The 22,686-nt window shown below is 70.9% G+C and carries 26 protein-coding genes; 12 read left to right on the forward strand and 14 right to left on the reverse strand.

The window, feature by feature from the left end; genetic code table 11:
- Nucleotides 1-2: 2 nt before the first annotated feature.
- The 3 genes from ACIQPR_RS30240 to ACIQPR_RS30250 all read left to right on the forward strand — a co-directional run bounded on the left by ACIQPR_RS30240 (nucleotide 3) and on the right by ACIQPR_RS30250 (nucleotide 1,928).
- The gene (locus ACIQPR_RS30240; RefSeq protein ID WP_403654667.1) at nucleotides 3-209 is read left to right on the forward strand and encodes a hypothetical protein; all 207 of its coding nucleotides are present in this window, start codon (nucleotides 3-5) and stop codon (nucleotides 207-209) included.
- A 79-nt stretch (nucleotides 210-288) separates the two neighbouring features.
- Nucleotides 289-1,422, forward strand: a complete 1,134-nt coding sequence (locus ACIQPR_RS30245) for a serine hydrolase domain-containing protein (RefSeq protein WP_403654669.1) — start codon at nucleotides 289-291, stop codon at nucleotides 1,420-1,422.
- Between the two features lie 92 nt (nucleotides 1,423-1,514).
- Nucleotides 1,515-1,928, forward strand: a complete 414-nt coding sequence (locus ACIQPR_RS30250; RefSeq protein ID WP_403654671.1) for a hypothetical protein — start codon at nucleotides 1,515-1,517, stop codon at nucleotides 1,926-1,928.
- Nucleotides 1,929-1,941: 13 nt separating this feature from the next.
- On the opposite strand, the gene ACIQPR_RS30255 is transcribed toward ACIQPR_RS30250, so the two are convergent.
- From ACIQPR_RS30255 to ACIQPR_RS30270, 4 genes are all read right to left on the reverse strand, one after another.
- Complete coding sequence (locus tag ACIQPR_RS30255) at nucleotides 1,942-2,526, reverse strand: TetR family transcriptional regulator (RefSeq protein ID WP_403654673.1); 585 nt, start codon at nucleotides 2,524-2,526, stop codon at nucleotides 1,942-1,944.
- A 26-nt stretch (nucleotides 2,527-2,552) separates the two neighbouring features.
- A complete protein-coding gene (locus tag ACIQPR_RS30260) occupies nucleotides 2,553-3,563 on the reverse strand; it encodes an aldo/keto reductase (RefSeq protein WP_403654675.1) in 1,011 nt (336 codons plus the stop codon).
- 135 nt (nucleotides 3,564-3,698) lie between these two features.
- Entirely contained in the window at nucleotides 3,699-4,310 is a 612-nt protein-coding gene (locus ACIQPR_RS30265) for a LysE family translocator (RefSeq protein WP_403654677.1), read from the reverse strand.
- 135 nt (nucleotides 4,311-4,445) lie between these two features.
- On the reverse strand, nucleotides 4,446-5,828 hold the full coding sequence (locus ACIQPR_RS30270) for a glycine--tRNA ligase (protein ID WP_403654679.1): 1,383 nt from the start codon (nucleotides 5,826-5,828) through the stop codon (nucleotides 4,446-4,448).
- Between the two features lie 131 nt (nucleotides 5,829-5,959).
- Between ACIQPR_RS30270 and ACIQPR_RS30275 the strand changes: the two genes are divergently transcribed.
- Genes ACIQPR_RS30275 through ACIQPR_RS30290 form a run of 4 tightly spaced genes read left to right on the forward strand, consistent with a single transcriptional unit; the run spans nucleotide 5,960 to nucleotide 9,073 of the window.
- Nucleotides 5,960-6,916 (forward strand): metal ABC transporter substrate-binding protein, encoded by a 957-nt coding sequence (locus ACIQPR_RS30275; protein ID WP_403654681.1) that lies wholly within the window; start codon nucleotides 5,960-5,962, stop codon nucleotides 6,914-6,916.
- 17 nt (nucleotides 6,917-6,933) lie between these two features.
- Nucleotides 6,934-7,695, forward strand: a complete 762-nt coding sequence (locus ACIQPR_RS30280) for a metal ABC transporter ATP-binding protein (RefSeq protein ID WP_403654683.1) — start codon at nucleotides 6,934-6,936, stop codon at nucleotides 7,693-7,695.
- On the forward strand, nucleotides 7,695-8,597 hold the full coding sequence (locus tag ACIQPR_RS30285; protein ID WP_403654685.1) for a metal ABC transporter permease: 903 nt from the start codon (nucleotides 7,695-7,697) through the stop codon (nucleotides 8,595-8,597). Before ACIQPR_RS30280 ends, ACIQPR_RS30285 begins: the two co-directional genes overlap by 1 nt.
- Before the next feature lie 59 nt (nucleotides 8,598-8,656).
- Nucleotides 8,657-9,073, forward strand: a complete 417-nt coding sequence (locus tag ACIQPR_RS30290) for a Fur family transcriptional regulator (protein ID WP_403654687.1) — start codon at nucleotides 8,657-8,659, stop codon at nucleotides 9,071-9,073.
- A 6-nt stretch (nucleotides 9,074-9,079) separates the two neighbouring features.
- On the opposite strand, the gene ACIQPR_RS30295 is transcribed toward ACIQPR_RS30290, so the two are convergent.
- The 6 genes from ACIQPR_RS30295 to ACIQPR_RS30320 form a co-directional block, all read right to left on the reverse strand.
- Nucleotides 9,080-9,622 carry a YcxB family protein gene (locus tag ACIQPR_RS30295; protein WP_403654689.1) on the reverse strand — a complete coding sequence of 181 codons (543 nt, stop codon included), beginning with the start codon at nucleotides 9,620-9,622 and terminating at the stop codon, nucleotides 9,080-9,082.
- Between the two features lie 24 nt (nucleotides 9,623-9,646).
- Entirely contained in the window at nucleotides 9,647-10,498 is an 852-nt protein-coding gene (locus tag ACIQPR_RS30300; protein WP_403654691.1) for an isoprenyl transferase, read from the reverse strand.
- Nucleotides 10,499-10,591: 93 nt separating this feature from the next.
- Nucleotides 10,592-11,338, reverse strand: coding sequence for a DNA repair protein RecO (gene recO / locus ACIQPR_RS30305; protein ID WP_403654693.1), 747 nt, complete (start codon nucleotides 11,336-11,338; stop codon nucleotides 10,592-10,594).
- 55 nt (nucleotides 11,339-11,393) lie between these two features.
- A complete protein-coding gene (locus ACIQPR_RS30310) occupies nucleotides 11,394-11,609 on the reverse strand; it encodes a hypothetical protein (RefSeq protein WP_403654695.1) in 216 nt (71 codons plus the stop codon).
- Nucleotides 11,610-11,895: 286 nt separating this feature from the next.
- Nucleotides 11,896-12,558: a response regulator gene (locus tag ACIQPR_RS30315; protein ID WP_403654696.1), complete on the reverse strand. Its 663-nt coding sequence runs from the start codon at nucleotides 12,556-12,558 to the stop codon at nucleotides 11,896-11,898.
- On the reverse strand, nucleotides 12,555-13,757 hold the full coding sequence (locus ACIQPR_RS30320) for a sensor histidine kinase (protein ID WP_403654698.1): 1,203 nt from the start codon (nucleotides 13,755-13,757) through the stop codon (nucleotides 12,555-12,557). Before ACIQPR_RS30320 ends, ACIQPR_RS30315 begins: the two co-directional genes overlap by 4 nt.
- A gap of 133 nt (nucleotides 13,758-13,890) precedes the next feature.
- Between ACIQPR_RS30320 and ACIQPR_RS30325 the strand changes: the two genes are divergently transcribed.
- The 3 genes from ACIQPR_RS30325 (at nucleotide 13,891) to ACIQPR_RS30335 (ending at nucleotide 16,993) form a co-directional block, all read left to right on the forward strand.
- On the forward strand, nucleotides 13,891-14,805 hold the full coding sequence (locus ACIQPR_RS30325; RefSeq protein WP_403654700.1) for an ABC transporter ATP-binding protein: 915 nt from the start codon (nucleotides 13,891-13,893) through the stop codon (nucleotides 14,803-14,805).
- Nucleotides 14,802-15,644, forward strand: coding sequence for an ABC transporter permease (locus ACIQPR_RS30330; protein ID WP_403654702.1), 843 nt, complete (start codon nucleotides 14,802-14,804; stop codon nucleotides 15,642-15,644). Before ACIQPR_RS30325 ends, ACIQPR_RS30330 begins: the two co-directional genes overlap by 4 nt.
- A 131-nt stretch (nucleotides 15,645-15,775) precedes the next feature.
- Complete coding sequence (locus ACIQPR_RS30335) at nucleotides 15,776-16,993, forward strand: GNAT family N-acetyltransferase (RefSeq protein WP_403654704.1); 1,218 nt, start codon at nucleotides 15,776-15,778, stop codon at nucleotides 16,991-16,993.
- A 15-nt stretch (nucleotides 16,994-17,008) separates the two neighbouring features.
- Here the strand turns inward: ACIQPR_RS30335 and ACIQPR_RS30340 are convergent, their stop codons facing one another.
- Nucleotides 17,009-17,986, reverse strand: coding sequence for an FAD-dependent oxidoreductase (locus ACIQPR_RS30340; RefSeq protein ID WP_403654706.1), 978 nt, complete (start codon nucleotides 17,984-17,986; stop codon nucleotides 17,009-17,011).
- 218 nt (nucleotides 17,987-18,204) lie between these two features.
- Nucleotides 18,205-18,966, reverse strand: coding sequence for a helix-turn-helix domain-containing protein (locus ACIQPR_RS30345; RefSeq protein WP_403654708.1), 762 nt, complete (start codon nucleotides 18,964-18,966; stop codon nucleotides 18,205-18,207).
- A gap of 82 nt (nucleotides 18,967-19,048) precedes the next feature.
- Between ACIQPR_RS30345 and ACIQPR_RS30350 the strand changes: the two genes are divergently transcribed.
- Complete coding sequence (locus ACIQPR_RS30350) at nucleotides 19,049-19,594, forward strand: class I SAM-dependent methyltransferase (protein ID WP_403654710.1); 546 nt, start codon at nucleotides 19,049-19,051, stop codon at nucleotides 19,592-19,594.
- Here the strand turns inward: ACIQPR_RS30350 and ACIQPR_RS30355 are convergent.
- Together ACIQPR_RS30355 and ACIQPR_RS30360 are read right to left on the reverse strand one after the other, a co-directional pair.
- Nucleotides 19,568-20,026, reverse strand: coding sequence for a protein-tyrosine phosphatase family protein (locus ACIQPR_RS30355; RefSeq protein ID WP_403654712.1), 459 nt, complete (start codon nucleotides 20,024-20,026; stop codon nucleotides 19,568-19,570). The genes ACIQPR_RS30350 and ACIQPR_RS30355 overlap by 27 nt on opposite strands.
- 105 nt (nucleotides 20,027-20,131) lie before the next feature.
- On the reverse strand, nucleotides 20,132-20,845 hold the full coding sequence (locus tag ACIQPR_RS30360) for a FadR/GntR family transcriptional regulator (RefSeq protein WP_403654848.1): 714 nt from the start codon (nucleotides 20,843-20,845) through the stop codon (nucleotides 20,132-20,134).
- A 200-nt stretch (nucleotides 20,846-21,045) separates the two neighbouring features.
- Between ACIQPR_RS30360 and ACIQPR_RS30365 the strand changes: the two genes are divergently transcribed.
- Entirely contained in the window at nucleotides 21,046-22,680 is a 1,635-nt protein-coding gene (locus ACIQPR_RS30365) for an ABC transporter substrate-binding protein (protein ID WP_403654714.1), read from the forward strand.
- The last annotated feature ends 6 nt before the right edge of the window (nucleotides 22,681-22,686 follow it).

Here is a 22,686-nt window from a genome sequence, read left to right on the forward strand (position 1 = left end):
GCATGTTGCAGATCAACACGAGCAAGGTGAGCCGCTGGGACCAGCACGGACGCGAACACGTCGTCCGCGTGCAGCGCAAGGGTGCGCAGCGCACGATCAAGTGCGACACCTGCGGCTGGAAGAAGAGCGCGCAGTTCCTGCCCTGGCTGAAGGCGGAGGAGCATCTGGCCGAGGAGCACCAGGCGACGGTCGACCCGTCCGGGGACTGACCGGGAGCGATGAGTTCGCGGGGCGGGGAGAGTCGTATCCGGTGCATCCGCTACGACTCTCCGACCGGAAGGCCGACCGATGAGCTCTCTCCACGACACCCTGCGGCGCTCCGTCGACGACGGCAGTGTGCCGGGCGCGGTGGGCCTGGTGGCCCGTGGCGACGACGTCGAGGTGGTGGCCGTGGGCTCCGTCGACGTCGAGGGCACCGCGCCGATGGCCCGTGACTCGATCTTCCGGATCGCCTCGGTCACCAAGCCGATCATGGCGGCGGCGCTGCTGACGCTGGTGGACGAGGGCCGGATCGGGCTCGGCGACCCGGTGGCCGAGTGGCTGCCAGAGCTGGCGAAGCCGCTGGTGGTGCGCACCCCCACGAGTCCCGTCGACGACGTCGTGCCCGCCGAACGCCCGGTCACCGTCGAGGACCTGCTCAGCTTCCGCACCGGCTGGGGCCTGCCCTCCGACTTCTCGCTGCCCGCCGCGCGGGCCCTGTTCGCGGTCCAGGACCACAGCCGCCCCTTCGGCCAGTGGCCGGACCCGGACACCTGGCTGGGCCTGCTCGCCCAGGTGCCGATGCTGCACCAGCCGGGCGAGGCCTGGCTCTACGGCACCTCGTCCGCCCTTCAGGGTTTCCTGGCCGCCCGGGTGTCGGGCCGCTCCCTCCCCGAGTTCCTGGCGGAGCGGATCTTCGAGCCGCTGGGCATGCGGGACACCGGGTTCGAGGTGCCGGCCTCGAAGCGGCACCGCTTCACCTCGGCCTACGCCCCGGCCGAGGACGGCACCCTGCGCCTGACGGACACCCCGGACGGCGACTACGGCCGTCTGCCGCGCTTCCCCTCGGGCGGCGGGGGCCTGGTCTCCACGGCCGACGACTGGCTGGCGTTCGCGCGCATGCTACGGGCCGGCGGGCAGGGACTCCTCTCCCCCACCTCGGTGAGCCGCATGACGACGAACCACCTCACGGCCGCCCAGCGCGAGGCCGCGACCCTCTTCCTGGAGGGCCAGGGCTGGGGCTACGGCGGCCAGGTCGACGTCACCCCCGTCGACCCCTGGAACGTCCCCGGCCGCTACGGCTGGATCGGCGGCACCGGCACCACCGCCCACCTCGTCCCGCCCACCGGCACGGTCACGATCCTGCTGACCCAGGTGGCGATGAGCGGCCCGACACCGATGCGGCTGATGCGGGAGTTCTGGGAGTGCGCGGCGGGGCTGTGACGCCCCCGAGTCGCCGTCACGGCCGACCGGCGTGAGCATGGACGGGTGTGATCAGCCGAACGATGTGGTCGGCCGAACGAGAGGAGTCCCCCGTGCACGTCTCACTCCGCCGTCGCGGCACTCGTACGATCGCCGCCGGTGCCCTGAGCATCGCCCTGCTGTCGGCCGGTACCGCGAGCGCCTTCGCCGCGTCCCCCAGTCCGAAAGCGAGCCCGAAGGCCAGTCCGAGCGCGATGGGCTCGATCACCGTCAAGGCCGACAAGAGCATGGTCAAGGCCGGTGACAAGGTGACCTTCAGCGGCCGTACGAAGGGCCTGAAGGTCGGCACCAAGCTGGTCCTCCAGCACGAGAAGGCCGGAAAGTGGAACGCGCTCAACGGGAGCACCACGGTCAAGAACGGCAGCAGCTACTCGCTGACCGCGAGGCTCAACACCAAGGGCCAGGAGCATCTGCGGATCGCGGCCGGTACGACCTACTCGCCGACCGTGACCGTCAAGGTGACGTGACGGCGGGCCGCCGTCAGCCGCGCAGCCCGCGCAGCAGCAGGTCCACCAGCGCCTCGAACTCCCGCTCCACGCCCGGCTTCTGCCACTCCCGCGCGTAGGACGGGTCGTGGAAGCGGCCGGTGGCCTGGAAGACCGCGCGGGCGGCCACGGCCGGGTCGGGGACGGTGAAGGCGCCGGTGGCGATCCCCGCCCGGACGATCTCGGTGAGCTGGCCGGTCAGTTCGTCGATGTGCCCGCAGACCACCTCGCCCGTGTCCTCGGCGAGGACCGAGTAGGTGGCGAAGAGTTCCGGATCGCCGCCCGCCTTCTGCCGCTTGGCCTCGAACAGCCCGGCCAGCCAGTCCCGCAGCCGTCGCTCCGGGTCGCCGTCCTCCGTCACGAAACGCGACAGGGTCTGCGACGTCCGGTCCAGCCAGCGCCGGGTGACCGCCGCACGCAGCGCGGCCTTGGTGCGGAAGTGCCGGTAGACGGTGCCGTGGCTGACGCCGAGCGCGCGGGCCACGTCCACCACGGTCGCCTTCGCGGGGCCGTGGCGGCGCAGCACCTCCTCGGTCGCTTCGAGGATGCGCTCGGCGGTCAGGGTCTCGCTCGCTGCCATGGAGAAGACCGTACCCGCAGGCCGGATCAGCGCTCGCTGTCGAGGTGCGCCATCGCCGCGGCCGGGTAGCGCTCACCGAGCGCCGAGTCCGCCGGTACGGCCGCCTCGATCGCGGCGAGGTCGGCCGCGTCCAGGACGACGTCCAGCGCGCCCAGCGACTCCGTGAGCCGCTCCCGGGTGCGGGCGCCGATCAGCGGCACGATGTCCTCGCCCCGGGACAGCACCCAGGCGATGGCGAGCTGCGCGACCGAGACGCCCTTCTGCTCGGCAATCTTCCGCAACTGCTCGACCAGGCCCAGGTTGTGCCGGAGGTTCTCGCCCTGGAAGCGCGGGGAGTGCGCCCGGTAGTCGCTCGCGCCGAGTTCGCGGTCGGCGCCGAAGTGCCCGGAGATCAGCCCCCGGGACAGCACGCCGTACGCGGTGACGGAGATGCCCAGTTCACGGGTGGTCGGCAGGATGCGGTCCTCGATGCCCCGGGTGATCAGCGCGTACTCCAGCTGCACGTCCGCGATGGGTGCAACGGCGGCGGCCCGGCGGATGGTGTCGGCGCCGACCTCGCTGAGCCCGATGTGCCGGACGTACCCCTGCTCGACCAGTCCTGCGATGGCGCCGACCGTCTCCTCGATCGGTACGTCGGGGTCGACCCGGGCGATCCGGTAGACATCGATGTGGTCGACGCCGAGGCGCTGGAGGGAGTAGGCGGCGAAGTTCCTGACCGCGCCGGGCCGGCCGTCGTAGCCGCTCCAGCTGCCGTCCGGACCGCGCAGGGCCCCGAACTTCACGCTGGTGAGCGCCTGTTCGCGCAGGGCGGCGGGGGCGGTGCGCAGGGCTTCGCCGATCAGCATCTCGTTGTGGCCCATGGCGTAGAAGTCGCCGGTGTCCAGGAGGGTGACGCCCGCTTCGAGGGCGGCGTGGACGGTCGCGACGGACTCGCTCCGGTCCGCCTCGCCGTACAGCGCGGACATGCCCATGCAGCCGAGGCCGGGGGCGGAGACCTGGGGGCCGGTGGTACCGAGGGAACGCGTGGGGATCGTCATGGGGACCAGCCTCGCACGACAGATGACAGATTTCAATATCTGTCATTCCATACTTGTCAGGCCACGGCCGACCGCGACGGCTCGAAGCACTGGACGTTCGACGGCAACGCGAAGTCCCCGCAAGGCCGTTGAGACTCATCTGGCCGTGAGGGCGAGCTTGGCCCCCAGCGCCACGAACGACCCCGCGAAGCTCCGCCGCAGCCATGTCATCACCCTCGGCCGGGAGGTGACGTGGCCGCGGACGGAGGCGGCGAGGGCACCGTACGCGGCGAACACGACGAAGGTCACCAGCATGAAGACCCCGCTGAGCGCCGACATCCTCACGGCGGAGTGGGATCGGCCGGGGCTCACGAACTGGGGCAGGAAGGCGAAGAAGAAGATCGTCAGCTTCGGGTTGAGGATGTTGATCAGGACGCCCCGGACGATCACGCGGCGCGCGGACAGGGGCGCGCCGTCCCGGTCGACGTCGAGCACCGACGTGTCCTTCGCCGTCGTCCACGCCATGTGGAGGAGATAGGCGACACCGGCGTACTTGAGGATCTGGAAGGCGGCGGCACTGGCGTTCAGCAGCGCGGCCAGCCCGACGACCGTGGCGAGCGCGTGCGGCACGATCCCGAGCGTGCAGGCGAAGGCCGCGAGGACGCCCGCGCGACGCCCGCGGGAGAGACCGGCGGCCAGCGTGTAGACGACGCCGGTACCGGGGGTGGCGACCACCACGAGGGTGGTGAGGAGGAAGGCGAGGCTCATGGGAGCCAGCCTGGCGGCGCGGTGGACCTCGCGGCAGGTCCAATGAGCCGCCCGCATCGGGGACCAATCACCGACGCCGGACGGGCGTTTCGGCCCGTCCGGCGTCGGTTACGGCACTACGGCACTACGGAGGACCTACGCGCCGACGAGGCGCCCGGCCAGGTAGCCCTCGATCTGGTCCAGCGACACGCGCTCCTGCTTCATCGAGTCGCGCTCGCGGACCGTCACCGCGTTGTCCTCAAGGGTGTCGAAGTCGACCGTCACGCAGTACGGCGTGCCGATCTCGTCCTGGCGGCGGTAGCGGCGGCCGATGGCGCCGGCGTCGTCGAACTCGATGTTCCAGTTCTGCCGGAGGGCGGCAGCGAGGCCCTTGGCCTTCGGGGACAGCTCGGGGTTGCGGGAGAGCGGGAGCACCGCGACCTTCACCGGGGCCAGGCGGTGGTCCAGCCGCAGCACCGTGCGCTTCTCCAACTTGCCCTTGGCGTTGGGCGCTTCGTCCTCGACGTAGGCGTCGAGCAGGAACGCCAGCATCGCGCGGCCGACACCGGCGGCCGGCTCGATGACGTACGGCGTCCAGCGCTCCTGGGCCTCCTGGTCGAAGAAGACGAGGTCCTGGCCGGAGGCCTTGGAGTGCGCGGTGAGGTCGTAGTCGGTGCGGTTGGCGACGCCCTCCAGCTCACCCCACTCGTTGCCGCCGAACTGGAAGCGGTACTCGATGTCGGCGGTGCGCTTGGAGTAGTGGGAGAGCTTCTCCTTGGGGTGGTCGTACCACCGCATGTTCTCCTCGCGCAGGCCCAGGCCGGTGTACCAGTTCCAGCGCTCCTGCATCCAGTACTCCTGCCACTTCTCGTCCTCGCCCGGCTTGACGAAGAACTCCATCTCCATCTGCTCGAACTCGCGGGTGCGGAAGATGAAGTTGCCGGGCGTGATCTCGTTGCGGAAGGACTTGCCCATCTGCGCGATGCCGAACGGCGGCTTCTTGCGCGAAGTGGTCTGCACCTGGGCGAAGTTGGTGAAGATGCCCTGGGCGGTCTCGGGGCGCAGGTAGGCGATGGAACCGGTGTCCTGCGTCGGACCGAGGTGGGTGGAGAGCAAGCCGGAGAACTGCTTGGGCTCGGTGAACTGGCCCTTGTTGCCGCAGTTGGGGCAATTGATGTCGGCGAGGCCATGCTCGGGGAGGCGGCCGTGCTTGGCCTCGTACGCCTCCTCCAGGTGGTCCGCGCGGAACCGCTTGTGGCACGCGGTGCATTCGGTCAGCGGGTCCGAGAAAGTGGCGACATGGCCGGAGGCGACCCACACCTCGGGGGCCAGGATCACGGACGAGTCGATACCGACCACGTCCTCGCGCGACGTCACCATGTAGCGCCACCACTGGCGCTTCAGGTTCTCCTTGAGCTCGACACCCAGGGGTCCGTAGTCCCAGGCGGCCTTCTGGCCACCGTAGATCTCACTGCACGGGAATACGAAGCCACGGCGCTTGCTCAGGCTGACGATGGTGTCGATCTTGTCGGCGGCCACGATGCTCTCTTCATGACGAATGGACGGCGGCGAATGACTTAGGTTACCGGCGCTGCCCGCCCCCATATCAAATCGGTTCCCCGGTCCCAGTTTGTTGACAACGGTTTCCATCTCAGTTGAAAATGACTGTCATGAACGTACGACGACGCCACATATCCGTGCTCGCGACAGCCGCCGCCACCGCCCTCGGTCTCGGGACCCTCTCCGCCTGCTCCGACAGCGCGGCAGCCGCCAACACGGACAAGTTCGACGTCGTCGCGTCGTTCTACCCGCTCCAGTACCTCGCCGAGCAGATAGGCGGGAGTCACGTCCACGTCACCAGCCTCACCAAGCCCGGCCAGGAGCCGCACGACCTGGAGATCAGCGCGCAGCAGATCGTCGCGCTCCAGGAGTCCGACGCGGTGCTCTACCTCAAGAACCTCCAGCCCGCCGTCGACGAGGCCGTCGGCCAGTCCGACCTCAAGACGAAGATCGACGCGGCCTCCCTGACCACGCTGGAGAAGCACGGCAACGAGGTCGGCGGCCACGCGGCCTCCCACGACACCTCGGAGAACGAGGAACTGGCCGGCCTCGACCCGCACATCTGGCTCGACCCGGTGCGCTACGCCCAGGTCGCCCAGGGCGTCGGCAAGAGCTTCGAGAAGGCCGACCCGAAGAACGCGGCCGACTACAAGGCCAACACCGCGGCCCTGGTCGAGAAACTGGACGCGCTCAACACGGAGTTCAGGACCGGCCTCGCGAACACCAGGACCAAGGTGTTCATCACCACCCACGCCGCCTTCGGCTACCTCGCCGAGCGCTACGGCCTCACCGAGGAGGCCATCAACGGCCTCGACCCCGAGTCGGAACCCAGTGCCGAGCGCGTGAAGGACCTTGAGAAGATGGCGAAGGCCGACGGCGTCACCACCGTGTTCTACGAGACGCTCGTCAGCGACAAGACCGCGAAGACCATCGCCGCCGACGCGAGCCTGAAGACCGACGTCCTCGACCCGATCGAGGGCATCACCAAGAAGTCCCGCGGCACGGACTACTTCTCGGTCCAGCGGGCCAACCTCAAGGCGCTACAGGCCGCGTTGGGCGCCAAGTGACCGATACGGAGGACGACATGGGCGCATCGCCCGAGCCCGTCATATCGCTGCGCGGAGTCCGCGCCGAGCTGGGCTCGCGCCCCGTCCTGCGCGGCATCGACCTCACCGTGCACCGCGGTGAGGTCGTCGCGCTGCTCGGCGCCAACGGCTCCGGCAAGTCGACCGCGATCCGCGCGATCATCGGTCAAGTCCCGCTCAGCGAGGGCGGGATCAGGCTCTTCGGCACCGACCGCGCGCGCTTCCGGGACTGGCGGCGCGTCGGCTACGTACCGCAGCGCACCACGGCCGCGGGCGGGGTGCCCGCCACGGTCACCGAGATCGTCACCTCCGGCCGCCTCTCCCGCACCCGCTTCGGCCTGCTGCGCAGGGCCGACCACGAGGCCGTACGGCACGCCCTGGAACTGGTCGGCATGGCGGACCGCGCCAAGGACTCGGTGAACGCGCTGTCCGGCGGCCAGCACCAGCGGGTGCTGATCGCCCGCGCGCTCGCCGCCGAACCCGAACTGCTGATCATGGACGAGCCGATGGCGGGCGTCGACCTGGCCAGCCAGCAGGTGCTGGCGGACACGCTGGCCCGCCAAGTCGCCCAGGGCACCACGGTGTTGCTCGTGCTGCACGAACTCGGCCCGCTGGAGCCGCTGATCGACCGGGCGGTCGTGCTGCGCGACGGCTGCGTCCAGCACGACGGCCCCCCGCCGCGCGCCCTCGGCCAGCACGCCCTGCCCGGCCACGACCACGTACACCCGCACGAGCCGCTCCACTCGGGACTGCTGAGCTGATGGACTTCCTGAACTACGCCTTCATGCAGCGGGCCCTGCTCGCCGCCGTCCTGGTCGGCGTCACCGCCCCCGCCGTCGGCATCTACCTCGTCATGCGCCGCCAGGCCCTCATGGGCGACGGCATCGGCCACGTCGCCATGACCGGCGTGGGCCTCGGCTTCCTCCTGAACACCTCCCCGGTCTGGATGGCGACCGGCGTCTCCGTCCTCGGCGCGATCCTCATGGAACTGATCCGCTGGTACGGCAAGACCCGCGGCGACATCGCCCTCGCGATGCTGTTCTACGGCGGTATGGCCGGCGGCGTGATGTTCATCAACCTCGCGCCCACGGGCTCCAACGCGAACCTCACGTCGTACCTCTTCGGATCGCTCTCGACGGTCTCGCGGTCCGACGTGACCGCGATCTGTCTGCTCGCCGCCTTCGTGGTGGTGGTCACGCTGGGGCTGCGCAGGCAGCTGTTCGCGGTGAGCCAGGACGAGGAGTTCGCGCGGGTCACCGGGCTGCCGGTGCGCGCGCTGAACCTGCTGACGGCGGTCACGGCGGCCGTCACGGTGACCGTGGCGATGCGGGTCGTGGGGCTGCTGCTGGTGTCGGCGCTGATGGTGGTCCCGGTGGCCGCCGCCCAGCAGCTGAGCCGGAGCTTCACCGCGACCTTCGTCATCGCGGTGGCGATCGGTGTGAGCGTGACCATCGGCGGCACGGTCACCTCGTACTACCAGAACGTCCCGCCCGGCGCGACGATCGTGCTCCTGACCATCGGCGCGTTCATCGCGCTCACCGCCCTCGCGGCCCCGCTCGCCCGCCGCCGGGCCCGGGCGGCAGCCGCCGCGCGGCCCGCCGGAGACCCGGTGGAGTGCGTGATTCCGGCCACCCGGGAGGCCGCCGACGAGGTCGGCGTCTGACCAAGCACAGTCCGGGCTGGCACAATGGCCCGGCAAAGTGCAGACGTGAGGAGGCAACGGTGACGACGGCCGGCCCGCCCGTGAAGGGACGATCCACCCGCCAGCGTGCCGCCGTGTCGGCGGCGCTCAACGAGGTCGACGAGTTCCGCAGCGCCCAGGAACTGCACGACATGCTCAAGCACAAGGGCGACTCCGTCGGCCTGACGACGGTCTACCGCACCCTCCAGTCCCTCGCCGACGCCGGCGAGGTCGACGTCCTGCGCACCGACGACGGCGAGTCCGTCTACCGCCGCTGCTCCACCGGCGATCACCACCACCACCTCGTCTGCCGCGTCTGCGGCAAGGCGGTCGAGGTCGAGGGCCCGGCCGTGGAGAAGTGGGCGGAGGCCATCGCGGCGGAACACGGCTATGTGAACGTGGCGCACACGGTGGAGATCTTCGGCACCTGCGCGGAGTGCGCGGCGGCGGCCGGCTAGGACCGTCTAGATCCGGGCCAGGTGGGCGTCGAGGATCGCCCGCAGCCGGTCCACGTCGGCGGGGTCCTGGACGGCGCGCTTGGGCAGCGAGGTGAAGCTACAGGCGTTCTTCTCGGGGCTGAACATGTAGAAGCCGTCCGCGGTCTCCCGGTAGCGGGGCTGCACGGACCAGTTCAGCGAGTTCGACGCGTCGTCGGTGACCACCGACACCCCGGTGTCCGTCACGGTCACCCGGAACTCGCCCCGGCGCTCCGCGAGACGCTGGAACTGGCGGGCCACGAGCCGGGGTTGGAACACCAGGAGAAACGCGGCGAGGACGATGGTGACAAGCATCGGGACCGGCGGCGACTCACCCCTCTGCAACGAGGTCGCGACCACCAGGGCACCGAGGACGAACACGGCGCCGACCATCCACCGCAATCTTCGCGCGGACCGGCTGACCCGCTTGCGCGCTCTCAGCGCCGCCAGGAAGTCCTCGGCGGTCGGCCGGTACACCAGCTCGACCACTCGCCCTGTCACATCGGTCACGTCATCCCGCCCCAGGTCCATGAGGCGGGATGGTAGCCGCAGTTCCTAGCCCTCCTCGGGCCGCCCCCGCATCTCCGCCTCCATCGCGAGCAGCTTCTCGTTCGGTACGGCCCCGCCGAACCGCCGGTCCCGCTGGGCGAACTCGACGCAGGCCCGCCACAGGTCACGGCGGTCGAAGTCCGGCCACAGCACGTCCTGGAAGACCATCTCGGCGTAGGCGCTCTGCCAGATCAGGTAGTTGGAGGTCCGCTGCTCCCCGCTGGGCCGCAGGAACAGGTCGACCTCGGGCATGTCCGGGTAGTACATGTACTTGGCGAAGGTCTTCTCGTCGACCTTGGCCGGGTCGAGCCGACCCGCCTTCACGTCCTCGGCCAACGCCCTTGCCGCGTCGGCGATTTCGGCCCGCCCGCCGTAGTTCATGCAGAAGTACAGCGTGAGCGCGTCGTTGTTCTTGGTCTGCTCCTGGGCGACCTGGAGCTCCTTGGCGACCGACCGCCACAGCTTGGGCATCCGGCCCACCCACCGCACCCGGATGCCGAGTTCGTCGAGGGTGTCGCGGGTCTTGCGGATGAAGTCGCGGTTGAAGTTCATCAGGAAGCGCACCTCGTCGGGCGAGCGCTTCCAGTTCTCGGTGGAGAAGGCGTACAGCGAGATCGCCCCGACGCCCATCTCGACGCCGCCCTGGAGCACGTCCAACACCCGCTCGGCGCCGACCTTGTGGCCCTCGGTGCGCGGCAGCCCGCGCTCCTTGGCCCATCGCCCGTTCCCGTCCATGACGATCGCCACGTGCTTCGGGATCAGCTCACCGGGCAGCTTCGGCGCACGGGCCCCCGAGGGGTGCGGCTCCGGCGCCCTGTACTCGCGCCGCTGGCGCCCCAGGATCCCGCGAACAGCCATGTGCTTCTCGTCTCCTCTTCAGCTTCTTCTCTACGACGACTTCTCTACGACGACTCGCTGCTACGACTTCTCTACTACGGCTTCTCCACCGCGCTATTTCTCCACGTACCGCAGTGAGCGCAGCCCGCGTTCCAGATGCCAGTGCAGATAGGCGGACACCAGCCCGCTGCCCTCCCGCACATGGCGTGCCTCGCACGCGTCCGCCGTCGCCCAGTCGCCCGTGAGCAGCGCGCCGAGCAGTTCGAGGGCCTGGGGCGAGGGTACGACGCTCCCGGCCACCCGGCAGTCCGCGCAGACGACCCCGCCGGACGCCACGGAGAAGAACCGGTTGGGTCCCGCCATCCCGCACTTCGCACAGTCCCCGAAGCTCGGGGCGTACCCGTTGACGGCGAGCGACCGCAGCAGAAACGCGTCGAGAATCAGATGCGGCGCGTGCTCCCCGCCTGCCAGCGTCCGCAACCCGCCCACCAGCAGCAGATACTGCTGTACGGCGGGCTCGCCCTCGTGGTCGGTGAACCGCTCGGCGGTCTCCAGCATGGCCGTACCGGCGGTGTACCGGGCGTAGTCGGCGACGATCCCGCCACCGTACGGAGCGATCGTCTCACTCTGTGTGCACAACGGCAGCCCGCGGCCGACGAGTTCGCTCCCCCGCGCGAAGAACTGCACGTCCACGTGCGAGAAGGGCTCCAGCCTGGCCCCGAACTTCGACTTGGTCCGCCGCACCCCGCGCGCCACCGCGCGCACCCGCCCGTGGCCGCGGGTGAGCAGCGTGATGATCCGGTCCGCCTCACCCAGCTTCTGGGTGCGCAGCACGATGCCGTCGTCGCGGAACAGACTCATGGGGCCCATTGTCCCCTACGGCTCCGCGCCCCCACGACGTCCGGCGCCGTCGGACTCAGGACACCTCGCCCCGGCTGCGGGCGTTCGCGTAGGCGGTCGCCGCGCTCAGCCGCTCGGCCGGGGTCGCGTCCCGCACGGAGCCCGGTTCGACGTCCCACTCCCGTCCGCCGCCGTAGGGCCGCAGCTGGACGTAGGGCCCCTCGTGCCCCATGACGATGCCCACTCTCCCGGTCCGGGTGTCCACGGCGACCGATCCGACAGGCGGTGTCATCGGCGGCTCCATCACTCTCCTCGCACCCGAATCCGCAATTCCGTCAAGGTGTCCCTCGCCTCCGAGCAGTGTGCCCACACCTGGCTCCCCTCCCCTTTCGGGTTTCACGCTTCTCCTCTCCGGGGTGCCTCGCTCCGCCTACACTCGGCGGGAGTCTGTCGACTACAAGTGCGGTACAGGGCAAGGGGGTTGGCCGGTTGGCCTTGGCCAACGGTTCACGGCGGGCGGGGTGGGAGGGCGACGGAGGCGGGGTGGGAGCGCGACGACACGTCCACCGGCCCGGCGCCTATCCGACCGAGACCAGCCCCGCCTCATAGGCGAGGATCACCAGCTGGACACGGTCCCTCGCGTCCAGCTTGGTGAAGAGGCGGGTCAGGTACGTCTTCGCCGTGGCCACGCTGATGCACAGCTCGGCCGCGATCTCCGTGTTGGACAGCCCCGAGCCGACCAGCGTCAGCACTTCGCGTTCACGCTCCGTGATGCCCTTCAACACCCTTGCCGGCCGGGCCTGTTCGGGGCGGGACGACGCGAAGTCGTGGATCAGGCGCCGGGTCACGCTCGGGGCGATCAGGGCGTCCCCGGCAGCCACCACCCGCACCGCGCCGATGATGTCGTCCAGGGCCATGTCCTTGACCAGGAACCCGGACGCGCCGGCGCGCAGCGCGCCGTAGACGTGATCGTCGTCGTCGAAGGTCGTGAGGACGACGACCCGGGCCGCGGGCGAGTCGGTCATGATCCGGCGGGTGGCCTCGATTCCGTCCGTCCCGGGCATGCGGATGTCCATCACGACGACGTCGGGGGCGAGTTCGGCCGTCAGCCGTACCGCCTCCGCGCCGTCGGCCGCCTCCCCGACCACCTCCACGTCGTCGATGTCGGCCATCACCATGCGCAGTGCCGTCCGGATGAGCTGCTGGTCGTCGGCGAGGAGGACCCGGACCGGGCCGCTCATCGGGCCGCCGCCGCGGGCACCGGGAGCCGGGCGGCGACCCGGAAGCCGCCCTCGGGACGCGGGGCCGCGGTGAACTCGCCGTGCAGCAGGGCCACTCGCTCCCGCATGCCCGCCAGCCCGAAGCCGGTGTCGACGGCGGTCCCGTGGCCGCGGCCGTCGTCCGTGACCTCCAGGGCGAGTTCGCCCTCGCGGTAGTCGAGGGTGACCCGGCAGGCACGGCTGCCCGCGTGCCGTACGACGTTGGTCACCGACTCCTGGACGATGCGGAACGCCGACAGGTCTATGTCGGGCGGGAGTTGGCGCGGTTCGCCGTGCCGCCGCACCTCGACCCGCACCCCGGCCGCCGTGGTCGTCGCGGCGAGCCGGTCGATGTCGCCGAGACCGGCGGCCACGACCGGCACCCCGCTGTCGGCCGCCCTCAGCGCGACCAGCATGCGGCGCAGCCCGGCCAGGGTCTCCCGGCCCTCGTGCTCCACCGCTCGCATGGCCTCCCGCGCGGCCTCCGGCTGGGTTGTCGTGACCCGGGCCGCCGCGCCCGCCTGGAGGGCGATGATGCCGATGCTGTGGGCGACGGTGTCGTGCATCTCCCGGGCGATGCGCAGGCGTTCCGCGGTGACGGCCTGGGTCGCGGCCTGGGCGGCGAGCCGCTCGGAGTAGGCGCGGCTCTGCCGGACCGAGTTGCCGATCAGCCAGGCGACGACGGCGGTGAGCGCGAGCACCGACCAGCTCTGCCAGTCGCCCCGGCCCGCGCTGTAGGTGAAGAGCAGCGGGCGGCCGAGGCCGGTGCGGGTGAATTCGTAGCCGGGCAGCACGGCGACCGCGAGGGCGAGGGCGGTGAGGCTGCGGCGGCGGCCGGCGGACGCGGCGATCCAGCCCACGGCGATGTCGATCGCCCCGTAGTGGATCAGGCCCACGGTCAGCCCGTTCAGGCCCAGCGTCACGGTGTACGTCCCCGCCACCAGCAGCCCGAGCCCCGGCAGCGGACGGCGGCGCAGCAGCGCGCAGCCTGCCGGGGCGAGGACACTGCCCGCCCCGATGAGCACCCAGCCGTCGGGCGTGGGCGGGAAGGGGTCGGTCGGCATGAGGGGGAGGTGGAGGAAGGCCCGGATCGCCAGCAGCGTGCCGTAGAGCCAGGGCACGACCGTCCAGGCAACCGGCGGCACGCGCTTGAGCAGGGGCCGGGTCGGTGTGGCGGGCATACCGCGATCGTAGGGTCGCCGCGCGGGTGCGGTCATCGGCCCGGAGACGTACGACCGAGGTCGACATCGGGGCCGTGGGACTGTCACCGCCGGGCCGATGCCGGGGACCGGCCGCCCGCGCGACCGTGGTGGCGTGATCGAAGCCGACGAACTCACCAAGCGGTACGGCCCCACCACCGCCGTACGCGCACTCTCCTTCACGGTCCGGCCGGGGCACGTCACCGGTTTCCTCGGCCCGAACGGTGCGGGCAAGACGACAACTCTGCGGATGCTGCTGGGACTTGTCGCACCGACCACCGGCACCGCCGTCATCAGCGGGCACGACTTCCGCCGGCATCCACGCGGGCTGCGTCACGTCGGTGCGCTGCTCGACGCGGGCGATGTGCACGGTGGGCGGTCCGCGCGGGCTCATCTGCGGGCGCTGGCCCGGAGCAACCGGATCGCCGCGGGACGGGTGGAGGAGGTGCTCACCGAGGTCGGGCTCACCGGGGCGGCGGCCCGGCGCCGCGTGGGCGGGTACTCGCTCGGGATGAAGCAGCGGCTCGGCATCGCGACCGCCCTGCTCGGCGACCCGCCGGTGCTCCTCTTCGACGAGCCGCTCAACGGCCTCGATCCCGAAGGGGTGTTGTGGGTCAGGGGACTGTTCCGGAAGCTGGCGGCGCAGGGTCGTACCGTCTTCGTCTCCAGCCATCTGATGTCCGAGATGGAGAACACGGCCGACGAGCTGATCGTCATCGGCCGGGGCGAACTGATCGCCGCCGAGAGCCTCACCGACTTCGCCGCACGGGGGACGGCGAAGTCGGTGACGGTACGGACGCCGGACGCGGGCGCGCTGGCCGCCGTACTCGCCTCGGAGGGTGCGGTGGTGACGCCGTACGACGAGGAGACGCTGAGGATCACCGGGGTCGACGCCGCCCGTGTCGGAGTGCTCGCGCACGAACACCACTTCCTGCTGCGGGAGTTGACGACGGAGCACGCCTCGCTGGAGGCCGCCTTCATGGAACTGACCGCCGACAGCGTCGACTACCCGGCCGGAGACCCCCGATGACGACCATGACCACCGCGTCGCCCGTGCCCGCCCCGCGCTTCGCCGACCTGCTGGCCGCCGAGTGGCTCAAACTCCGTTCCCTGCGCTCCACTTACTGGGCGCTGGGGGTCAGCGCCCTCGTCGTGATCGCCTTCAACGCCAACGCGGCCCGCGCCGACTACGTCGACTATCCGCACTACAACACGATGATGCGCGCCCACTTCGCGAACAACGCGCTGTTCGACGCCTTCACCGACGGTGCCGCGATGATCCTGATCCTGACGGCGGCGAGCGTCGGCGCGGTCACGGTCGTCGGCGAGTACTCGACGGGGCTGATCCGCACGACCTTCGCGGCCGTGCCGGACCGGCGGGCCCTGGTGTCGGCGAAGGCGGCGGTGGTGACCGCGGTCATGACGGTGTACGGCGCGGTCGTCGCGTCCGTCTCCTTCGCGGCGACCCAGGCGATCCTCGCCGGGCGGCACGTGGGCCTGTCGATCAGCCACCCCGGCGCCCTGCGGGTGGTCGTCGCGTCGGCGCTGCTCGCCCCGGTGTGCGCGCTGGCCGGCATGGCGATGGGCGCGCTGATCCGGCACGGCGCCACGACGATGGTCCTCTCGACCGGCCTCCTGCTCCTCCTCCCCACCTTCGTCACCGACCGCTACCACTGGACGGCGTGCGTCCGCAACGCGCTGCCGTTCCATGCCTGGGAGCGACTCGTCCAGGTCGACTACGGGCATGTCCCGTATCTGCTGGCGGCGCGGTATCCCACAACCGTCGGGGGTGCGTGGGCGGTGTTCGGGGTGTGGTGGGCGGTTGCCGCGCTGGTCACGGTGTTCGCGGTGGACCGGCGGGACGTGTGACCGGTCTTCCACCGTCGGACACGGGGTTCGTCGCGTCCCAACGATGCCTCTACGGCAGGTAGTTGATCTGTAGGATTCAGCGACTGGTGACCAGGGGACGACCGGCACCTAGCTGAACGAAACGGATGGACATGCCTGGATGGCCCACCCGGACGGCGTCCACCGCCGACCTGACCGAGTTGGGCCCACTGCTGACCGACGCGTGCGAGGCGGCGCTCGTTCCGTCGTCGGCGCTGCTCACCGAGGCCGTCGCGCGTGGGCTGGTCCGAGTCCTGGAATTCCAGGGCGAGTTGGCGGGGTGCGTCGTCGCGGAGATGCCTTCGTCGGAGCATGTGCGGATCGTCGTGATCGCGGTCCGTGCCGGCATGCGCGGACAGGGCATGGCCAAACAGCTCCTGACCGACCTGGTGCGGGACATCCCCCGGAAGTCGGACGGGCCGCCGCTGATATCCGCCCTGGCGCGGACGGATCAACTGGCCGTGACCCGGCTCCTGTTGGCCGCCGACTTCAAGGGCACCCGGGTCATCCGCACCGACGCCGCCGACGGCGCCCTCCAGATCCACTACCAGTTCAGGTCCCGCGTGGAGTACATAGATCCGGACGCCCGGCATCTGGTGCCCGTCACCGCTCGGGCGCAGCTCGTGGAGTCCCTCGCGCCCGCCGACCACGCGATCACGGGGCTGGTGACACTGGGCGGTGAACCGGCCTTCGAGACAGCCCGGTTCGAGCAGGACGACCCCGCGACCCTCCAGTCCGGGGAGGCCGCGGCCGGTATCGCCTTCTCGGGTTCGATACTCGCCGCCATCACCTTCCTGCTGGGTTTCGCCTTCTCCTCGACCCGCTTCCCGGACGACGTACGGCTGCTGCTCATCGGGGCCACGTTCAGCACCGTGCTCTCCCTGATCATCTACGCGAGCGCCTCAGGCGAACTCGCCCGGATCCGGTCGAACTCCTTCGGCAAGATCATGAAGTGGGGCAACGTGCTCTCCGAGTACGGCGGAGTCTTCCCCTTCCTCATCTCGCTTCCCGTCACCTACGCGCAGGCCAGCGGCGATCCCTGGACGACCATGATCCTGGCCGTCGTCTTCAGCGCGGCGATCGCCTGGTACGAACGCTCCGAGTTCTCCATCGCGCAGCGGTTCCAGCGCAGCCGTACCGAAGTCACCCTGACCGTGCTGACGGCGCTCTCGCCGACGGCCGGGGCGGCGCTGGTGACGGCGAAGACGACCAGCTGGCCGTGGACCATGGTCCTCATCGTCACGCTCTCGGCCCGGACCTGGCTGTATCTCTTCCGCAGAGGAGCGGAGGCCGACATCGAGGAGCGCAGGCAGTGGCAGATCAGGGGGTAGCCGACGGAGCGCGGGTCACCCGGGGGACGGCCGGGCCGCCTCGACGCGTTCCGTGATCTCCCGGGCGCAGCCCCAGGACAGGGTGACTCCGGCGCCGCCGTGGCCGTAGTTGTGCAGCAGCAGCGTGTCGCCGCGCCACTCGTCCGCGAGCCGGATCCGGTTCCGGGCCGGCCGCAGTCCCACCCGGTGCCCGATCACCCGGGCGCCGGCGATCGACGGTTCCACGGCGGCGCAGCGGCGGACGATCTCCCGGGCCGCGTCCTCGTCCGGCCGCAGCTCCCAGACGCCCCGCTCCGCCGTCCCGCCCAGCACCACGACGTCGGCGTGCGGATAGATGTAGGTGAGGTCCTCGGCCGCCGGGGTGTCGTCGCAGAAGAAGGTCCGGATCCCGGGGTTCTCCACCACGACGAGCCGGCCGCGCACCGCCTCGACCGAGGTGTCGTCGGCCAGGAACCGGGCTTCGGCGCCCGAGCAGTTGACGACGACCGGTGCCTGGGTCAGGGCCTCGTCGAGCGTGTCGTAGCGGTGCCTGCGCAGGGATCCGCCGGCCCGCTCCAGCCGTCGGACCAGGTAGTCGAGGTAGCGGGGCATGTCGACGAGCGGCGCGCGGTAGCGCCACCCGGTCACGAATCCGGGCCGCAGTTCGTCCGGCAGGCAGCCGCGCGCGCCCACCAGCCCGCTCCAGACCGGCAGTTCGCGGGGCACGCGGGATTCCTGGGTCCCCTCCAGCAGCCGGATCCCGGTCTCCGCGACCGTGCTCAGCGCGGTCAGCTCCACCAGCGTCTCCCGGCTCCAGCGCTCCACCAGGTCGCCGGGCTCGGCCAGATACGGGTCCCACATCGCGCCGGCCGCGGCCGAGGTCGTGGCGCCCGGGAGCCGGTCGGTGTCCACCCGGACCTTCATTCCGGACTCCGCGAGACACACCGCCGTGGTGAGCCCCGAGACACCGGCACCGATCACCACGGCACCGGCCGTCGCGGCACTGGTCGCCACTGCTTAGCCTCCGTCGCCCGGGCCGCTCGTCACCCGGACCCGGGCAACGTTGTCACCAGGACCAACACTACTGGTGCCCCGTGAGCCGGGATGAGCCCCCACGTCGGTCACCGGAGAGATCGTTGACGGACACGGCCCCCACGCCCACCCGCCGCACCCCTCTGTGACCTGGACGAACTGGTGGCGAAGGCCGCCGAGTCGGTGGCGGCGGCGCTCGGCTAGCGCGGGAAGTACTGTCTCGGCGTGACTCCGACGACCCGGTGGAACGCGGCCGTGAAGGAGCTCGCCGAGGCGTAGCCGACCCGGCGGGCCACGGACTCCACCGGCAGGCCCTCGGCGAGGTGGGGCAGCGCGGTCTGCATGCGCAGCCGTTCGCGCCACTGGCCGAAGCCTAGGCCGGTCTCGGCGATGAAGAGCCGGGCCAACGTCCGTGCGCCGGCGCCGACTTGGCCGCCGTGCTCGGCGAGGGTCCGGGGGTCCGCCGGGTGGGCCCGCAGCGCCTCGGCCACCGCCCGTGCCCGTGGATCGCGCGGTTCGGGTACGGCCACACTGGTCACCGGGACGGGACGCAGTTCGTCGAGCAGCACCAGTTCGGCGTGCGAGCGGGCGTCCGGTGTCAGGTCCGTGCGGTCGAGATGGACGACCAGTTCCCTCAGCAGCGGGGTGACCTCGACGACCGTGGGGTCCGTCCACCCGATGTGGGGGCAGCTCACCGGGTCGACGTAGACACCGCGCATGACGGCGTCACCCTCGGACGCCGTCGCGTGCGGGACCTGCGCGGGGACCCACAGGGCCAGCGACGGCGGCAGCAGCCAGGTCCCGTGCGCGCTGCGGATCCTCAGCAACCCCTGTACGGAGCAGAGGAGTTGATGGACCGGATGGCGGTGGGTGGCGAACGCGGTGCCGCGCGGCATCGCGAACTGCCCGACGAGGATGGCCGTGTCGTACCGGCGGGAGGGCCCCTGTCCGTTTCGCGACATGACACGGCAGCCTAGCCCGTGGAGGACAGCCGGCCGCCGCGCCTACCGTCGAGGTATGCCGATGAATCGAGCACACCGAAAGATGTGCAGCTCAGAGCAGTGGGCTCGGACGACGAAGGAACAGATCCTGCCCTGGGCGCTGGAACATGTGGAACTCGGCGCGGACGTACTGGAGATCGGCCCCGGCTACGGCGCCAACCTCCGGGTCCTCGTCGAGCGGGTGGACCACCTCACCGCGGCCGAGATCGACGCCGACTCCGCCCGGCTGCTGCGGTCCCGATGGGGCGACCGGGCGGACGTCCTGCACGCGGACGGCGCCGAACTGCCGCTGCCGGACGGTTCGTTCGACTCGGTCGTCTGCTTCACGATGCTGCACCACGTGCCGACGGACACCCACCAGGACCGCATCTTCGCCGAGGCGTTCCGGGTGCTGCGCCCCGGCGGGACGTTCGCCGGCAGCGACAGCCGGTCCAGCCTGCGCTTCCGGCTGCTGCACTTCCGGGACACGATGAACACCCTCGACCCGGAGACACTCCCGGCCCGGCTGGAGCGGGCCGGTTTCACGGACGTGGCGGTCGACTCGCCCGCGAAGAGCGGTCGCCTACGCTTCCGGGCGCGCCGGGCCTGAGGGCGCCCCGAACCGTCGTACATAGCGGCGCTGCCAGGGGGTCTCCACCGCGTGCGGGTCGTAGTGGGCGCGGACATAGGCCACCGCCTCCTCCGGCGGCACCCCGTCCAGTACGGCCACGCACGCGAGCGCCGTGCCCGTACGCCCGCGCCCGCCGCGGCAGGCGACCTCGACGCGCTCGTGGGCGGACCGTCGCCACAGTTCCGCGAGTACGGCCGGGGCGGCGGGGTCGGCGGGCAGCCGGAAGTCGGGCCAGCGGATCCAGTCGGCGTCCCACGCGGTCCCGGCCGGCGGTCGCGCCAGCAGATACACGCCGTACGCCGGTCTCGGCGCCCCGGGCGGCAGCGGATGCCGCAGACCGCGCCCCCTGATCAGGCGTCCGGAGGGCAGCCGCAGCACACCGGGGTCGGCCGGATTCCAGGTCTCGGTCACGAGGGCAGGATAGGGGCGGCCCCGCCCCGCGCGCCCCCGCGACCGCGCCACCCCGCAACCGCGCGCGTCCGTGACCGCCCGCACACCCGCGCCCCTGCCCGCCCGCTAGCTCACCCCCCGCGACTCCTGGGCCGCGCGGGCCTCGATGCCGCGGAAGTGGTCGGCCATCGCCCGTCGCGCGCCCTCGACGTCGCGGGCGCGCAGCGCGGTGACGATGTCGCGGTGGCGGCGGACGGTGACGCCGGGGGTCGGGTCGTCGGTCCAGCCGCGGGCGGCGGCGACCCGGTGGAACACCGTCCAGAAGGCGCCGAGGAGCTGCGGGACGAGTTCGTTGCCGAGCGAGGCGTAGAGCAACTCGTGGAACTCGCGGTCGAGTTCGGGGAAGGGCCGGCCGGTGCGGCCCGCCTCCTCCATCCGGGCGACGACCGTGTCCAGCCGGTCCAGTTCGGGTTCGGTGACGGTGGCGGCGACCCGATGAATCAGGCCTTCCTCCAGCACCTCGCGCACCTGGAGGATCTCGGCCAGCGCGTCCGCGTCGTCCTCGTGCCGGGTCAGCGTGCGGAAGGTGAGGCCGTCGACGAGCGGGGTCAGCGAGGCCCGGCCGACGTAGGTGCCGTAGCCGTGTCTGATCTCCACGATGTCGAGGGCCTGGAGCGCCTTGAGGGCCTCGCGGACGGAGTTTCTGCTGATCCCGAGGCCGTCCATCAGCTCGGCCTCGGTGGGCAGCGGCGCACCGGGCTGGAGCTTGCGGTCGAGGATCAGCTGGACGACCTCGCGCTGTATCCGACTGTTTCTCGGCTCCCCGGACATGCGCCGCATCGTACGCGCACCGGAGGTCCCACGTCCCATGTCCGGCCGGTCCGGGCCTGAAAGGGCGTCAACTCACGTCATTTCAAACCGTCATTGGTCCGACCTCTGGCGGCTACGCCATTCGTGTGTGATGCCTTGACCGCCCCCACGGGCGCTCTTATGGTCGCGCTGACCGCAGGACGTAGGACGTCGTACCTCCTGGAGGAACCGTGCGCGAAGACGTGAACCGGAACGTGCCCGCGCTGCACCGCCGGGCGTTCCTGAAGTACTCCGGCGCGCTGGGCGCGGCGGCGGCGATCTCCTCGTCCCTGACGGCCTGTTCGTCGGGGCCGCAGTCGACGAACGACACCGGCGGCGGGGGCACCGGCAGGAACCGCACCCTGACCGCGGTGATCGGCTACGGCAACGACGGCAGCTGGGATCCGACGCAGACCGCGTCCGCGTTCGCGATGGCCGGCAACAACCACATCTACGAGGGGCTGATCGACACCGATCCGATCACCCGCGCGCCCTACCCGGCGCTGGCGACCGCGCTGCCGAAGGACACGAGCGGCACCTCGTGGAGGTTCACCCTCCGGGCGGGCGCGACGTTCCACGACGGGCGGCCGGTCACCGCCGACGACGTCGTCTTCGTCTTCGACCGCATCCTCGACCCGAGGACGACGACCCTCGCGCAGGGCTTCTTCGTGAGCTGGCTGAAGGAGGCCCGGAAGATCGACGCGCAGAACGTCGAGCTGGTCCTCAAGTACCCCTTCCCGGAAGGGATTTCGCGGCTCACCCTGGCGAAGATCATGCCCAGGCACATCTTCTCGCAGCCCGGTGCGTGGGACGACGCGATCAAGGGCAAGGCGGTCGGCTCGGGGCCGTACCGACAGACCGCGCACCACCCGAAGTCCAACACCACCTTCACCGCGTTCACCGGCTACAACGGCCCGCGCCCGCCCGCCTTCAAGACGATGAACTGGCTGACGATCGTGGACGCGGCTCCCCGGGTCGCCAAGATCTCCGGGTCCGACGCGGGCGCGCAGATCGCCGACAACATCCCCTACGCCAACATCCAGCGGCTGCGCGGCGGCGGGCTGACGGTCGCGGGCGGGGCCGGGATGAACAACCTGTTCCTGATGTTCAACACCCGGCACAAACCCTTCGACGACGTGCGGGTCCGCCAGGCGCTGCACTACGCCGTCGACACCGGCAAGATGGTCCAACTCGCCCTGCGCGGCCACGGAAAGCCGTCCTCGTCCTTCCTCAACGAGGCCAACCCCGCCTACCGGCGCGCCAAGACGGTCTACGACTACGACCCCGACCGGGCGAAGGCGCTGCTGAAGGCGGCCGGGGTCAGCGGGCTCAGCGTCAACCTCATGTCGGTGAACGTGAGTTGGATCGTCGACTGCCTGCCCACCATCAAGGCGTCCTGGGACGCGGTCGGGGTGCGGACCACCCTCTCCCCGCAGGAGACCACGGCGGTCTTCACCAAGATGGACCAGAAGCAGGACTACCAGGTGGTCGCCGCCGCCTCCAACCCCAACCAGTTCGGCCTCGACGCCGACCTGATCATGCACTACAACTACGGCCCGCAGAACCTCTGGATGGGCTACGCCCGTTGGGCCGGCGACCCCGTCGCCAAGCAGCTCTTCAAGGACATGGACCGGGCGACCCGGGAGCCGGACCCGGCGAGGAAGAAGACGATGATCCAGGACTACATCGACATCGTCGCCGAACAGGCCGTGCTCTACCCGGTCGTCCACAACGAGCTGATGACCGCCTGGGACCCGAGGAAACTGACGGGCATAAGGGCGCAGCCCTACCCCGGCATAAACGTCCTCCAGGCCAAGTGGGTCTAGCCGTAC

This window comes from Streptomyces sp. NPDC091280 (genome assembly GCF_044768565.1).
Lineage (GTDB): Bacteria > Actinomycetota > Actinomycetes > Streptomycetales > Streptomycetaceae > Streptomyces.